A 15725-nucleotide genomic window follows, 5' to 3' on the forward strand; every position below is an offset into this window, starting at 1 on the left:
GAATGATCCCGTCACGGCGGGCGAAACGCCGTGACGGACGATCGGCGAAATGGAGCCGTGATGAGGACGTTCGGCTCATACGAGGCGACGCGTGAGATCGCTCGCACAGCGTTCGGGCAGGTCTGGCTCGCCCGCATGATCGGCGAGACCGAAGAGCGTTATGCCGTCAAAGTGATCGACTGCGGCGATCTCTCCTACGTCGCAGACGATGAGATAGTCTCTGCTCGCCTCGCTGCATTCCTCGAAGCAGCGAAGGTCCAGGGCGCGGCCGGAGAGGGCTGGGCAGGCGTCCATCAGTCCGGGCGTCTCTCGGACTCGGCCTACGTCGTCATGGACGCCCTGCCCCTGAGTCTCACACGACTCGTCGAGGGGCGCTCCGCGGTGAGCGGCCACACGCTCGTCGCGGTGACAACGGGCATCGCCCGGGCGCTCCTCTCCGTCTGGCGCACGTCCCATCGTGGGCACGGAAACCTCAAGCCGAGCAACGTCTTCTTCCTGAAGCCGGATGACCTGCGAGTCTCGCCCGTCGCGATCACGGATCCTGCCGCGCCAGGTGAACTAAGCAGCGACAAGGGCGAGGTGGCCGATCTGCACGCGATCGGCGAGCAGATCTACCAGCTCGTAGTGCATCGCCCGTTCAAGGCCCTGGGCGGGTGGCCGGTCCCGCCTGGCAAGGAATGGGATCGTCTCGGCAAAGTCGGAGCGGGCTGGCGCGAACTCTGCTCAGAACTTCTCAATCCCGACCTGAAGCCGGGGCAGATCACGCTCGAGAGTGTTGCCGAGCGAGCGGCCGTACTCACGCCTCCGCCGAAGCCGGTCCTCCGCTACGTGCTCGCCGCCGTCGCGGTGATCTCTCTCGTCGTCGGCGGCTTTGTGGCCTGGCAACGGTCGCCCCTGAGTCCCTTGGATTGGAACTCTTCACTCTGGACAGAGGTTTGCGACGACAGCGAGTGGTACGCGCTCGTGGTCCGTGCCGCGCTCACCGGCGAGGAAGACGAGGCACTCCGCAAGTACGTGCGTTACCTGCCCGTGATCGGCAGCGAGCGGAGCACGTTCGCGACCGACACTCCCGACCTCAAGGATCTCAACCCCGATTTCGCGAGGGTCATCCGGAACTTTCTGCTGTCTTCGTCCGATTCGGTCTCCGAAGCGCAATGGGAACGCTTCGGCGAGATGTACCCGGATGTCTACACCAAGAAGGGCAGCTTCAATCGCGTCGACATCAAGCGAGCGGTCGATGAACTCGCGGATGACAAGGTGCGCCCGCCGTGGATGCTCGGCGATGCCAGGGCGATCAGCGCCGCGATCGGCGAGCGCGTCATGTACCCGACCGCGAACTTCGAGAGCTTCCGCACGCAATCGATCTCCGGAAGCCAGGGTGAGATCTCAAGGGCGTCTTACGGCACATATTTCGCCCGCTTCATGCAGAAGGAACTCCAGCGAGAGATCGAGTCGCAGATCGAGCTGTTGAGAGGCCAGATCGGAGAAAGCGCGGGCGATGCCGTCCCCACGCCCCGAGCCACTGAAGAGATCCGCATCTCGCTCGACCAGGGCATGCTCTGGCAGAGATCCGATACGCCGATGGCAGGTCGGATCCGCGCACTCGCAAGCGTCGGACGCGATGCATCCAGACTCCAGACGGGTTGGAAGGCATTACAGGAGATCGTCGGCAAGATCGAGGCGTCCCCTGCATCGGCCGACGCTGTCGCCGCTTCGACTCGCCGTGCTCTGAGTGAGGCGATTGCATCTGCCGATCAGGCAGCAGGTCTTCAAGGCGTACTGGTCGCGATAGAGCATTGGGAGAAGACCCTGCAACAAGCAGCGTCGATCATCGCCGAGCGAGGCCAGACCGAGATCGACTGGGTCTCACTTCGGACTCGCCCGGATGCCGAACTCGCTTACGCTCAGGCGGCCGAAGGAAACCTGAGTGAAGAGGGCGTCAGGGTCTGGGTCTCTGCCCTCGCGGATGAGCGGTACTGGAAAATCACCGAGCCGCGCCCACCGTTCACGGCCGAACGCGAGATCGAAGCCACGAGCCGCGCGCTCGCATCCATCGACCCCGATGATCGCGAGTGGCGCGGTGTTGAGATCGCCGCCATCGAGGCCGAGTTGCGGTCCGTGCAGGAACGCATCCGCGTCGCCACCGAACTCCCGTGGATACGCATGAATCGCCAGACGGTCATCGCCGAGGCGGGCGCAACCCGGGGTGAAGCCGAGCGGCTAGCGAGCGAAACCGAGAAACTCATCGAGATCATGCGCACCAGCGCGACCGAGCAGATCCAGCGATGGATGTCCGAGGACGTCTCCACGCTGACGGACATCGTCGCGATCCGCGACGGCTGGGCGATCGTCCGGCAGGCAATCTCGCTGCGTCTGGGCGAGGATGCAGGCGGAAAGCCCGCCAAGTTGCGCAGCGCCCTCTGGAATGCCCGTCGCGCGATCCTCTGGGATGAGAGCCCCGCCACCGGCGAGATCCGCGAGGCAGGTTGGGCAAAGCGTCTTTCCGATTGGAACGCCGCATCGCCCGCCACTCGCCCAACATCATGGGATGAAGGTGCCTGGGCGTCCGCTGTACAGGCGAAGCGTGAGGCCATGGCCAGAACGCTCCTCCGAGCGATCGATGGCTGGGACTTCACGATGCGTCTCGATCGCTGGTCCAACTTCGACGAGGTGAGGTCGGTCGAAGAGCGAGCGTGGGAGTCCTCGGAATCATGGGCCTCGTCCTGCCGCAGCATGGCAGCGGACTTCCAACGCATCGAATCGCTCATCGGGCTCTGGTACGCCCCCGATGAACGCCCGGGTGACGGGCAAGAAACGATCGCGCAACTCATCGGGAAATGGAGCGGCAACGACACCGTCGCAGACGCCAGACGAGCAGTCGCCATTGTTGCCGCAAACGCAGAGCGGCTCGGTGCAGTGAGCACATCAGACCGTGCCCGTCGAGTCACGCTGATGAGCGGGCGAGAAGATGACGCGTGGCTGCGTTTCGCCGCTTGGCGATCTCTCGCGCAGAGCGGAGCCGACTCCATTTGGCCCTCCGGCCTCGACGAACTCCGCGAGGAGATCAGGAGCCGGTCCGAACTCCTCACGCAAACGGTCAACATCTCTCAAGAAACCCGCCGAGCACAAGTCCGCCAGGAAATCGAATCATCCGGCACGCGCCGCTGGTCGAACGCGATTCTCGCCGGCGGACTCAACGATGTTGAAGGCATCATGGGTCTGCGAGAGCAGATGGGTGTCATCGCGGGTGCGAGCGGGCTCGATCCACGAGCAGAGATCAACATCGCGCTCTACGAGTTCGTGGCCTCGGTCCGAGATCGGGAAGAGGAAGAAGCCAAGTCCATGGCCGGCGCGCTCGTGTCGCGCGTTCGCTCGCTCTCCCCCGCCACGGCAGCACCCGCGTCACTCGACCGCTCCCTGAGCGCACTGGAACGGACACTGGGTGGCGGCGTGACCCGCAAGACCCTCGATCAGGTGCTGGCAGAGAACGGCCCAGGGCGACACCGTGACTTCACCGTGCGCTCGAAGCGAGGCGGCGATGATGGGTTCAGCGCGCCCGATGCCATCACCTACGCGAATCGCCAGTCCGTGACCTTCGAGTTCATACGTGTCAACGAATCCGAGTCCGAGCCCACATACCTCAGCGCAGATGAACTCAGCATCGCCCAGGTCTCGGCGTTGCTCACCATCCCAGGCGTAGCAGCAAAGATCGGCGAGACCTGGTCCACGTTCAGAGAGCCGCTCGGTCCCGGTGATGTCACGGTCTGGGAGCCGCGAGGCCGAACGATCGTGCCCTTCGCAGTGCGGGATTCCGGGTGGTGGACCTCTGACAACGTCGGTGCTGCCGAGGCCTTCCCGCCCGGTATGGATCCGCCCTCTCCACCCGCCGCTGAGAGTCCTGTCCAGTGGATCGAGCCCGAGACAGTCGAGGCGATCGCTCGCACGATCGGGTGCCGACTGCCCACAAGCGCAGAGTGGCGTCTCGCACTCGATAGAGAGCGCCGCGAGCGTGCCGGAGCATCTCGTTCCGCGGGCGCGAATCTCAGAGACCCGACGTTCGCCGCTTTCACAGCGCACGTCGCGCAACTCCGGTCCAGGTCGTCAGTCAGGAGTCTTGAGTACCCCCATCGTGGCGGGTACGACCCCGGCGATCTCAAGGGGGATGATGCCTTCGCGAGCGCAACTCTTGAGAACGACGGTTCGATCTGGTTCGAGCCCCAGACTCATCCTTCTCGCGGCGTCCTCTTCAGGCATCTGATCGGCAATGTCGCCGAGTTCGTAAACGACAGCCCCGGAGCCAAGGGCGGGTACGGTGTGATCGGGGGCTCAGCACTGTCGATCTCGCCGGATCCGGAGCGTCTGGTCCGCGCCAGAACGGACAGCGCGTTCGCCGACGTCGGCGCTCGTTTGGCTTTCTCGCTTCGCGACCTGAAACCGCCAATGTGGGCAGCGTTGCTCCAGGATCTCGGGAGCCCGGTTCCCTATCTCTTTCTTGACCGCGTGGCAGAACGCCCTTAGCGAGATTCTGCCCGTGCCATCCGGGCCTGCTGGTTCTCTCCGGCGAACATCGCGTGGCCGAGCGTGTCGCCATATCGGGTCGTCTGAGTCTGCCCAGAAGTTGTGATCCGCGACGAGACGCATCCCGAGAGGATGCAGGCGGTCAGGGCGAGCACGGCGGTACGAAGAGTGCGGCGCATGGACAGGCCTCCAGACCGGAGCTTGATTCCGGCCTTAGGCACATCGGCGTTCGGTGTCGCGAGGAAGGCCGCAGAGGGTCCGGCGGCATGTCGGCACGCATATCGGGACGTGGCGACCCGCGCAGTCTGACTTACACGATCTCCACATCATCCCGCCCCCGACCTTTCGGACCCGGAGGATTGGGTTTATGATGACGGACCCCGGAGGCCCTATCGCCCGGGACATCATTCCGGACCTGACAGAGACAGGCCGCAGTTTGAAGGGAGCAGACGTGTCGGAAAGAGATGGACAAGATCTGAGGGGGGTTGACTCGCTCGCAGCGCGGCTCCGGATGATCCAGGCCGACCTCGGGCACGAATCCGCCGAGATCCGTCGTGGGCACCTCTGCGACGAGATCGAACGGGCCCTCGCTTCCGTCCTCCCCGACGAGCGTGCGTCGTTCCTACGGTCTCTCTCAGACCACTTCCCATCGTGGGATGCCGCCCTCACCGTCAGCCACGAGCGAGAGGCCGCCGGTCTTGGGCAGGCGGCGGTCTCCGAGTCCGAACTTCGTGACCCCGCCTTTCTCGTCGAGAGACTCGAAGACATCGCCGACGCGCTCACGCCCGAGCAGCGGGCCGCAGTCGCCGCCCGGCTCGAAGCGGTCGGCCTCTCAAGCGGCGGCTCGTTCTCAGACGGGCACTGGCCGCAGGAGCCGCGCAAGAAGCTCGACGCCGCCCTGAGGGCAACCGGCTCCGACTCGATCGATGCCGCACGCCTTCTTGAGTTGTGCGCGATGCTGATCGATCTCGTCGTCCGTCTCGACCAGATCGCATGGAGCACGTGGAAGGCCATGTCTCCCCGCTCAGAGTTCAAGCGGAAGGGCACGACCCAGGAAACGATGCGCAGGTTTATTGGCGGAGACCAGGACGTGGCGCGAGGCCAGGTCGCAGAGGAGCTGGAACGCCTCAGAAGTCTCGCGGGCGCACTCATCTCGACGATAGGAAAGGTCGGCTTCATCTCGTATCGACAGGTCGCCAAGCTCGCACCGGGCGAGATCGAGGTGCTCGCCAAGCCCGAGAAGAAGGCGCTCGAGAGTCTGGAGGTCGCGTGCTGGAGAAAGTATCGCCAACTCGCCGGCAATCTTGATCAGGCGCTGGTAGAGGCGGAAGTGCTCGGTTCCATGTCCGACACCGTCGAGGCACTCATCCGAGGCCTGAGTCGATAGAGCAAGCCGGTCGTCATGCCACCCACATCCGACGGAGCAAGGAAGAGCCGAGAATGAGCATGCAGGTGCATTGGCATGAGGGTCTGTTCCTGCAGCCGCATCACCTGCAGCTGACGCAGCGTTTCTACGCCGAGTCAATGTGGGCCGAGCGCCGGCTGGCATGGTCCTATCCCTACGGAGTTGTCGAGCAGCGTCTCTCGACCGACGACCTCGCGAATATGCGAGTCCGTTTCGATCGGCTGAGGGTCGTCATGCCCGGAGGCGTGCATGTAGAAAGCCCCGAATCGGCCGATCTCCCCGCGCTCGACATCAAGAAATCGTTTGAGTCAACCCCCTCGGGGCTGACCATCGGCCTCGGCGTCCCCCTCTACTACGCCCAGAGGGCCAACGCCATGGAGCCCGGCCAGGACACCGACTGGCGTGTCAAGCGCCTCTACCGCGTCGCCGAGGTCGAGCGTCACGACGAGAACACCGGCGAGAACCCGCAGCCGGTCCGGCTCCGCAGGGTCAACGCGCGACTCCTGATCATCGGACAGGACGATGCCAGCGACCTCGAGGTTGTGCCGCTCGTGCGCGTTGTTCGCGCAACAGGTGAAGAGAGCGGCTTGCCGCGCGTCGACACCGGCTTCATACCTCCATGCCTCGTCATCACCGGGTCGCCGCTCCTGCGCGACATGCTCCGCGATCTGGCCAACCAGATCGAGGCGAATAGACGCGAACTCATCGTTCAGATGACCCGTGGCGGCGGCTTCAACATGGAGACCCTCCGCGGCCTCCAGTGGGAGAACATCTGGCGCCTCCGAACCCTCGGTCGATTCGCCGCACGCATCGGGCCTCTGGCCATGGCGCCCGGCGGTGTCAGCCCCTTCCAGATGTACCTCGAACTCCGAGAAATGCTCGGAGAGCTTGCTGCACTCAGGCCCGACGCCGACCAGTTCTCAAGCATCAAATACGATCACGACAACCCCGCTCTCGCCTTTGTCGAGCTCGTCACCCGGATTCGAGGAACGCTCAAGTCCGACGGCGGAACCGGCACGTGGGGCAAGGTGCAATTCAAGAAGGAAGAGGGCGTGCTGGTCGCAGCACTCGGGCCAGAGGTCCTCGGCAAGGCCAACGAGTTCTTCCTGGGCGTGAAGAGCGGGGAAGATCCGCGTGCCCTTGCCCGTTCAGTGGAAGACGGCGACGAGTTCAAGATGATGGCCCGGAGCATGGTGCACCACAGAATCCGAGGCGTCAAACTCGCCGAAGAACGCCACCCGCCCCTCCAACTCCCGTCGCAGGTCGGGCTCCATTATTTCCGACTCGAACGGGCGGAAAGCGCCCGCATGTGGGACAGAATCGTGGCGGAGAAGGCGATCGCGATCAAGTATCCGGGGATGGAGTCGCGTACATTCGACGAGGTCTCGCTCTTCTACACGATCCCATCGGGAGGACAGGAATGACATCTGATTCCCTGCGGAGAAACGCATGACGCTTCTCGAGCTGTGTGAACCGTTCTTCCAATATGTCTGCCGCCTCAACCGTTCCGCTCGCAAGGGCGTGCGTTTCGAGCCCGCGGCCGTGCGCACCGATCTCAAGTCGATGCTCTCCGAGATGCGTCAACGCGCATCCGGAACTCCCGGCCTGGCCGATCAGTTCGATCGGATCGAGCTCGTGCTCATCTACTTCGCCGACTTCATGATCAAGGAGAGCCGCCTCGACTTCGCCCGGAAGTGGGAGGAACTCGCCCACGAGCGAAACGAACTCGCCGGCGATGAGGCGTTCTTCGACGTCCTGGACGAGACCCTCGCGGACAACAGCGAGCGAGCGACGGAGCGACTGGCCGTGTTCTACACGTGCCTCGGGCTCGGCTTCACCGGCTTTTACACCGGCCAGCCAGAGTACCTCAGAAAGAAGATGATGGAAATCTCCGCGAGAATCCGCACGCTCGTCGACAAGGACGACGGCTCCAAGATCTGTCCCGAGGCGTACGAGCACACGAGCACCGCAGATCTGATCGAGCCCCCCGGTCGAAGCCTCGTCGGGATCGGCATCGCCCTCGGAGGACTGATCGTTGTCCTGATCGCACTCAACGTCTTCATGTACCAGTCCGCGTCGAAGGAACTGCTCGACGCGATGGGCAGGATCATCCGCGCCGGGGGTGGAGCATGAGCGCGATCTCCCAGTTCGTCATGCTTCCGAGTTGGGCGAAGGGCGTCATGGGACTCTCGGCTGTAGGCGGCCTCCTGCTCCTCGCCAACACATTTGGCGGCCCCAAAGCCGCCGGCCTCCTCATGGCCGGGCTGGTGATCATCGCCCTCCTGCTGGTGGCATATCGCAAGCTGCTCAAGCTCCTCGACAAACGCAAGGCCGATCCCTTCACGGCCCGCCTGAGAGAGAACAGCGCCGCCGTCCCCCAGGGCATCAGCGACCCCTCACACCGTGCCCAGCTCGACGACATCCGCAAGAAGTTCGAGCGAGGCCTCGACGTCTTCAAAGAGCACGGCAAAGACCTCTACAGCATGCCGTGGTACATCCTCGTGGGTGAGCCGGGCTCCGGCAAGACTGAGATGATCCGTCGGTGCAACGTCGGTTTCCCCCCGGGGCTTCAGGACACGCTCCAAGGCACGGGCGGAACAGTCAACATGAACTGGTGGTTCACGAACCACGCGGTCATCCTCGACACCGCCGGAAAGCTGATGTTCGATGAAGCGCCTCCCGGCCAGACCACGGTCTGGAAGGAGCTCCTCTCGTTGCTCCGCAAGGGAAGACCCAACTGCCCGGTCAACGGCATGTTGCTCGTGATCCCCGCCGACACGCTGATCGTCGACAGCGAGGAGCAGATCCAGGCCAAGGCCGGCAGAATCGCCGAACAGCTCGACGGGATCCAACGCGTTCTCGGGGTTCGCTTCCCCGTTTTCGTCGTCATCTCCAAGTGCGACAAAATCAACGGATTCCGCGAGTTCTTCGATAGCATCAGAGACCCCCAGCTCCAGCATCAGATGCTGGGCTGGTCAAACCCCGCCGAACTCGACACGCCCTTCGCACCGGACGCCGTCGATCAGCATCTCCAGACCGTACAGATGCGTCTGCGCCGGCGTCGGCTCGGTCTGTTGATCGACCCCGTTCACACCGAAGACGCCGTCAACGGCAGACGCATCGACCAGGTCGACGCGATGTACGCGTTCCCCGATGGCATCATGCAGATCGCGCCACGGCTCCGGAGATACCTCGAAACCATCTTCGTCGCCGGCACATGGTCCACAAAGCCGCTCTTCCTCCGAGGCATCTACTTCAACAGTGCGCTCCGCGAAGGCGACGCGCTCGACGCAGATCTCGCGGCAATGTTCAACGTGCCGATCGATGCTCTCCCCGAGGGCAAGGTCTGGGAGAAGGAGAAGTCGTACTTCATCCGCGATCTTCTCATGAGCAAGGTTTTCCGTGAGAAGGGGCTCGTCACCAGAGCCAACAACGCCAAGAAGCTCCAGCGCCAACGCGTCGGCATCCTGCTCGCCGCCTCCGCTGCCGCAGTCGCCCTCTCCATCGGGCTCGTGACCTACAGCGGCGTGCGATTCCGAGCCAAGATCGGCGTCCATAGCCAGTACTGGAAAAGCGCGTCCGAAGTCATACTGCCGTCAGGCCAATCGGGCTCCTCAGAGATCTGGCCCTCGTTCGCCGCCGTTGACAAGGAGTACGTCGCCTCGAATCCCCCGTGGTGGGATCAGGAGACCGCCAAGCACCTCCGCCGCATCGTCAAAGAATCTGAAGGCGACTCGATCCGATACGCCGACGTGCTCGTCTCGATCGGAGAGCGTCCGAACACTTCGATCGAGATGCCGGCAGAGTTCCGGTGGCTGAGGATCTTCGGCGCGTCGAGCCCGAACGCAAGGCAGGCAGAGGCCGCAAGGACAGCCATCGACCAGGCCATCATCAGGCCCGCACTCGAAGCGGCACGCCGAAAGGTCGAATCAACCGGAACGCTCTCCGCTCCTGCCATCGCCGAGATGGTGCGACTGGAGCGTCTCGCAACTGGTGCCGCGCCCCGCAGCGAATCCGCCCCGTCCGCATGGAACATGGGTGCCATCGTTCGCGATCTCCCGCTTCAGGTTGAAGTGAGCGGCACACGCAGCGACGATCCCGACGAGATATCGAAACTCGTCACGAAACTCGATCAGGCGACCTCCGCCGCATATACCGGCACAACCGGAATCACCTGGCCCCCCAAGGACGCCGCGTGGCTGACGCGCCTCACGATGCTCGACACGATCGAGCGTGCCGCGAACGGGCTCGCAGATCAGGTCTCCGGCGGCGTCTCCGGTGCGTCATCTGTCGCCTCACGCGTTCGCGCTGTAGGCGAAGCAGCAACCAGACTCTCAGCCGCAGAAAGCGGCGAGGCGGGCCTGCTCCCCATGACGGAGTTCCACGACGCCCGAACCAGAGTCCAGCACGACCGAGCCAGAAACGCCTGGTCCGCTCGCCTGACGGAGTACGTCGCAGCAAAGTCCCAGCTCGACCGCGCGCTCGACGCGATCGCCGATCTTGAAGACAAGCCCGTCTCAGAGTGGATCGCGACCGCCACCAGAGAAGTCGTCGAGCACGCAAAGTCGCAGCTCAACACCGTCATCTTCCAGACGCCGACCTCCGCCGAAGCCGCTCCCGAGACCGCCTCAGCAAGAGCTATGGATCCAAACGCCGCCAAGCTCGCCTCAATCGGCGATCGGCTCGCAGGACGCCTCGCCGGGATCGACGAGACCACCCGTCAGACATTCGCGCAGACAGCCAGCCGACTCGAGTCGATGAGCGAGTCGTCGCTGAAGAAAGTCTCATTCGACGGAGTCATGCGACGGAGGTACGACCTCCGCAGCCAGATCTACAGCCGTGCGGACACCGAGCTGGTTGCAACCGCCAGCGCACGCGGATTCTCCTCATCCGCTTCCGCCATGACATCGCTCGATGATTCCCTCCGGAACGCTCTTCAGGACATCGAGAGAATCGCCCGCCCCTCGGTCGAGCAGCCGGAGTTCAAGCGGGCCGTCGAGGTCAGTGGGCGTGCGATCTCCTCAGGCATCGCCCGTCGTCGCACGGATCTGATCGACGCCATGATCGTCGCCATCGAGTCAGAGCCCCTCACCCAGATCGTCGCGTCCACGGCCATCGATCGCTTCGCCGACGCCCCCGCGCTCCGCATCGCCTCGGTGCCGATGAGCAGGATGCCGGGTGATTCGGTCAAGCCGGAGTACGACCCCAGAGCCGCGAAGATCCTGTTCGATGCCCTCTCAGGTGTCGGTGCCCTGATCGAATCCAAAGAAGCGATCGTCGTTCTCGATGCCGAGAGCATGCGCGAACGCTGGCGCAGCATGGGCGCGGGCGTTGCCGATTACACCCAGCGATACTTCGCCGAGTGGCGTCGTGTATACACGACCGTCAGTGAGATCGACGAGTCGCTCTCGTCGTGGCCGACACTCCTCCAACGCATCCGCGAAACGCCCGTCTCTGAGGTGAACAGACCGCTCGCGGACGCCCTGAAGCGAGTGCAGGAGGCGATCCAGGCCCTCCCGGCCGACCGTCGCGCCACCGGCGAGCCCTCCCAGCTCCTCGCACGCGTCACCCAGGAGATCGAGCAGGTTACCGATGCCTCCCCCGTACCGTTCACACCACGCGCCGAACTCTCTCGCAAGTCACTCATCGAACTCTCCGCCGTCGCAAGAGACGCACGCCGCGAGATCCTCGCGATGCGGCCCGTACGCTTCGAAGACGGCATCCTCGCGGCATACGCCAGGTCAGAGAACGATGCGCGGCGCGTGCTCTACTGGGACAATCTCATCAGCCACGCGTTGGACGTGATCGCGCGTGAGAGCCAGTCCGGCATCGCGGATGCCGTCGCACGAGTCCTCCAGCAGGGCAATCGCCTGCCCATCTCGCGCGGCGCGGCCGAATTCCTCTCCCATGCGGAGTTTGAATCGCTCGCGGCCTCCGTTGCGCTGATCGGTCTCGCGCCCGGCACCCCGACCGGTGCCAGAGACGAAGGCACCATCGGCGGGGGCGCTCGAGTGGATCACCCCGGCATGAGCTCTCGCCTCGAACGTCTCCGCGGGGAAGGGTCCCTCGGCGCAAACCGGACGCTCGTCGAAAGAGTGCAGGAGGTCATCGCCGCGATCGGCGCGGGAGAGCCCGCCCTCGAATACGAGATCTTCGTGCCCCCGCAGCCCGCCGAGTACGGCGGCAAGTGGCGCTACTACCGGTTCCACACCGACAGGGGCTCCTCCGAGTGGTACGCCATCGACACCGAGCGAGCAAGAACCGGCCAGGTCGTCAGGATCGCCCAAGGTGCATCGCTCGCCATCGAGTTCTCACCGGTGGAGGCCGCCCGCCCGCGGGGCTCTGACACCATCGAGACCCCCAGCGGATGGACGCTCCTCGCCCTCGCCGTGCAGCGAGGCAGGCAGGACGCCGCCGACTCGCGCATCTGGTACGTCCCGCTCTCATACGGTGGCGACAACACCGAGATCGGTGTGCGTTTCAATCGCCAACTGCCCCCTCAGGAGAGGTGGCCGCGCTCCGTCGATTGGGGCCGTTGAGAAGTCCGAGAGTCCGTCGTCGCTCGTCCCCGTTCAGACCCGCACACACTGCAAGGAATCACGCGTGCGAAAAGGCCTGCTCGGTCGAATCTTTGGAATGGCGGACGCCCGAGGGGGCGAGTCAGCCAGCGTCGGCGCGTTCGGTAAACACCCCGCCTGGAACGATCACATCGAGGACATTGGGCTTGAGTCCGAGCGCCTCGTGTTCGCGAAGCGATCGATCTACATCGAAGGAATCGGTGGCAACATCGATTCCGGCGCATGGGACGGGCTCGAAGAGTCGGCCCGAGTCGATGGCTTCGACCACACCCTCCTCTGGTCCTTCGAGAACGAGTGGCTCCTCGGGCGTATGTGGTCATCAAGCGATGGAAAGGGGCGAACGAAATACCCCATGTCGATCGTCGCCCATGCCCGTCATGTGCCCGTCGAAGTCGCGACCGATGCCATCTCCATCATCGAGAACGCCGAGGCAAAGTGCAAGACAACGAGCGACCGCCAGGCAGTGATCGACGCCTTGGCCGCCGCACGCGCCGCCTTTCGCGAGCTGGCAGCCAAAGACCACGCCGACGCATCGCATCAGGCAGATCTCTCCCCGCTCATCACCTCCAGCGACCTCGGCCCTGATCTTGTCGGTCTCGAACGAGTCTTCTACCAGATCCATCGCGACATGAGCGCGTATCTGAAGGGCACCGATGCCGAGGGCACGACCTCGCGCATCAAATCCGTCGATCTCAGGCCACAGCACATCAGGGTGCCGGCTTGCATCGAAGGGACGCTGCCGTCCCTCCTGGCGTGGCGAGATCTCCTCGGCGAGCTTCTCGATGTCGCATGCCCCATCCTCGTGATCCGACGGGGCGGTTCTCCCTGGATTGACATCATCATCGGCGCGCCGGGAGTGGCCCAGTTCTTCTGTCTCCGCGCAGGGCCGACCGCGGTGCCGCCCGCAACCGTCGTCCCCTACACGATCGACCCCGAGCTCTCCGAGCGTGTGCGTCGCTGGGCAGCCGGTCGTCAAGGCCCCTGATTTGTTACCGCGGCGTTCGGTGTTGAGGACTTGTTTGAGTGTTGGGTACATATTCGCTATCTTTACGCGGACTTTCTCGGACCTTGGGCACACCTGAGTGCACGGGAGCGATCAGTTATGGATGCAAATGGTTCTGGCGCACGCAGTTCTGATCGACGCGCCGTTCGATCGCTTGTGCTGAGGTCCGGCCTTGCCGTCGCGATCTGGACCGCAGCTCTGTTGCCGGCGTCACACGCCCTCGGCCAGCAAGTCGCGCCGCCCGTTGAGCCCCCTGATGCCGCCGCGCCCGAGAAGCCCGAGGGCGATGCGCAGATTGAACTCGCCAAGCCCGACGAGACGCCGGCAGAACCGGATATCGCCGAGCCGCGATGGGTGATCGCCTCGCCTCTGACGCTCAGATACATGGGCTCAGGTGTCGGGCTTCCCCCTGTGACAGAACTGCTCGAAGTGACCTTTGAACTCGCCGAAACGCCGGAGGGGCTCGCTCTCCCCGCGCCGGATCAACCGAGCACCACATACACCCTTGCACAACTCTGCGATGGCTCGAAAAGGGTTCTCAGCGTCCAGGCCGTTGAGCGGATCTGTGCCGCGGTCTATTCGGTTCTGAACGACCGTGGCTTTGTCGGCGTCCTCGTTGCGCCCGATCCCGATCGAATCGACTGGCAAACCCGCGACGTCTTCGATACAGATGAGTCCACGCTCTACCTGAACATCTACGTCGCGGTCGTTGGCCAGATCAGAACGGTTGCGTCCGGAGACCGCATCAGAGAGGCGGACCGCGTCAACTCCGCGAAGCACGCCGCGATCCTGCGCCGCTCGCCCATCAAGACCGACGCCGAGGATCCCGAGCGTGCATATATCCAGCGCCGCGAGATCGACGACTTCGTCCTGCGCCTGAATCGCCATCCGGGCCGGCGCGTCGATGTGGCGATCGCTCCGACCGAATCACGCGACAAGGCCGTACTCGACTATCTCGTCTCCGAGAACAAGCCCCTCACCCTCTACGCCCAGCTCTCCAATACCGGCACAGAAGACACCGACGTCTGGAGGGAGCGTTTCGGTTTCACGCACACCCAGCTCACCGGCCGCGACGACATCCTCTCCGTGGACTACATCACCGCCGGCTTCTCCGAAGCACACGCCGTCATCGCTTCATACGACACGCCCATCTTCGACGCCGAGAAACTCCGCCTCCGCATCTACGGCAACTTCTCCTCCTTCGAGGCCTCCGACGTCGGTCTGGCCAACGAGCAGTTCAGCGGCGACAGCTGGACGCTCGGTGCCGAGCTCGTCTGGAACCTGCTCCAGACCAGCATGCCCGGCCGTGCCCAGGACCGCGCCCTCTTCGTCGATGCCTTCGGCGGCGCGCGCTGGCAGAACATCAAGGTCAACAACGAGTTCGCCGACGTCAAGGGCGAGGACGATGTCTTCCTCCCACGCGTCGGTCTCCGCGCGGAAAGCCGCAACGATGTCGAGTCACTCGGTGCGTCAGTCGCCGTCGAGTGGTCCATGCCCGGCGTCTCAGGCAGCGATCCGGAAGAACTCGAAAAACTCGGCCGACTCAACGTCGATGAAGAGTGGGTCACGCTCCAGTTCGATGTCGGCTACTCGTTCTTCCTCGAACCGCTTCTCAACGCCGAAGAGTGGCGCAAGCCGCGCGTGCCGACTCCCAGGGGAGACGCCACACGCTTCGATCCCGGACTCTCCACCCTCGCGCACGAGCTTGTCTTCGGCGTCCGCGGCCAGTGGGCCTTCGACAATCGTCTCATCCCCAACGCCGAGCAGGTCGTTGGCGGCCTCTACACCGTTCGCGGCTATCCCGAATCCGTCGTGGCGGGCGACTCGGTCATCATCGGAACCGTCGAGTATCGATTCCACCTCCCCCGCGCCCTCTCAATCCAGCCCGAACCTTCCCGCCTCTTCGGGCGAGAGTTCCGCATGCGTCCGCAGCAACAGTTCGGTCGCCCCGATTGGGATCTCGTGCTCCGCGCATTCGTCGACGCCGCCCACGTCGTCAACAGCGATCGCGAAGACTACGAGAAAGACGAATCGCTCATCGGTGCAGGCCTCGGCGCAGAACTGCTCCTCTACCAGAACCTCAGCGCAAGGATGGACTGGGGCATGGCGCTCGACGAGGTTGACAACCAGAACGTGAAACGCGGGAGCAACCGTTTCCACTTTGTCTTCACGATCCTCTTCTGAACCATCTACGCATCGCACGGGTCAGGGCGGGAAGTAT

8 protein-coding genes are annotated in these 15725 nt (G+C 64.0%); 7 read left to right on the forward strand and 1 reads right to left on the reverse strand.

Going from position 1 to position 15725, the window contains the following annotated elements; genetic code table 11:
* Positions 1 to 60 precede the first annotated feature (60 nt).
* On the forward strand, positions 61 to 4518 hold the full coding sequence (locus KF838_02720) for a hypothetical protein (protein QYK48771.1): 4458 nt from the start codon (positions 61 to 63) through the stop codon (positions 4516 to 4518).
* Here KF838_02720 and KF838_02725 read toward each other — a convergent pair.
* The gene (locus KF838_02725) at positions 4515 to 4697 is read right to left on the reverse strand and encodes a hypothetical protein (GenBank protein QYK48772.1); all 183 of its coding nucleotides are present in this window, start codon (positions 4695 to 4697) and stop codon (positions 4515 to 4517) included. The genes KF838_02720 and KF838_02725 overlap by 4 nt on opposite strands.
* 188 nt (positions 4698 to 4885) lie before the next feature.
* Between KF838_02725 and KF838_02730 the strand changes: the two genes are divergently transcribed.
* The 6 genes from KF838_02730 (at position 4886) to KF838_02755 (ending at position 15688) form a co-directional block, all read left to right on the forward strand.
* Positions 4886 to 5905, forward strand: coding sequence for a hypothetical protein (locus tag KF838_02730; protein ID QYK48773.1), 1020 nt, complete (start codon positions 4886 to 4888; stop codon positions 5903 to 5905).
* A gap of 53 nt (positions 5906 to 5958) precedes the next feature.
* On the forward strand, positions 5959 to 7347 hold the full coding sequence (gene tssK, locus KF838_02735) for a type VI secretion system baseplate subunit TssK (GenBank protein QYK48774.1): 1389 nt from the start codon (positions 5959 to 5961) through the stop codon (positions 7345 to 7347).
* A gap of 25 nt (positions 7348 to 7372) precedes the next feature.
* On the forward strand, positions 7373 to 8056 hold the full coding sequence (locus tag KF838_02740) for a DotU family type IV/VI secretion system protein (GenBank protein ID QYK48775.1): 684 nt from the start codon (positions 7373 to 7375) through the stop codon (positions 8054 to 8056).
* Positions 8053 to 12462: a hypothetical protein gene (locus tag KF838_02745; protein QYK48776.1), complete on the forward strand. Its 4410-nt coding sequence runs from the start codon at positions 8053 to 8055 to the stop codon at positions 12460 to 12462. The genes KF838_02740 and KF838_02745 overlap by 4 nt, the downstream gene beginning before the upstream one ends.
* 97 nt (positions 12463 to 12559) lie before the next feature.
* Positions 12560 to 13486 (forward strand): hypothetical protein, encoded by a 927-nt coding sequence (locus KF838_02750; protein ID QYK48777.1) that lies wholly within the window; start codon positions 12560 to 12562, stop codon positions 13484 to 13486.
* A 117-nt stretch (positions 13487 to 13603) separates the two neighbouring features.
* Positions 13604 to 15688 carry a ShlB/FhaC/HecB family hemolysin secretion/activation protein gene (locus tag KF838_02755; GenBank protein ID QYK48778.1) on the forward strand — a complete coding sequence of 695 codons (2085 nt, stop codon included), beginning with the start codon at positions 13604 to 13606 and terminating at the stop codon, positions 15686 to 15688.
* Positions 15689 to 15725 lie beyond the last annotated feature (37 nt).

Source organism: Phycisphaeraceae bacterium (assembly GCA_019454185.1).
Taxonomy (GTDB): Bacteria; Planctomycetota; Phycisphaerae; order Phycisphaerales; family UBA1924; genus JAHBWV01.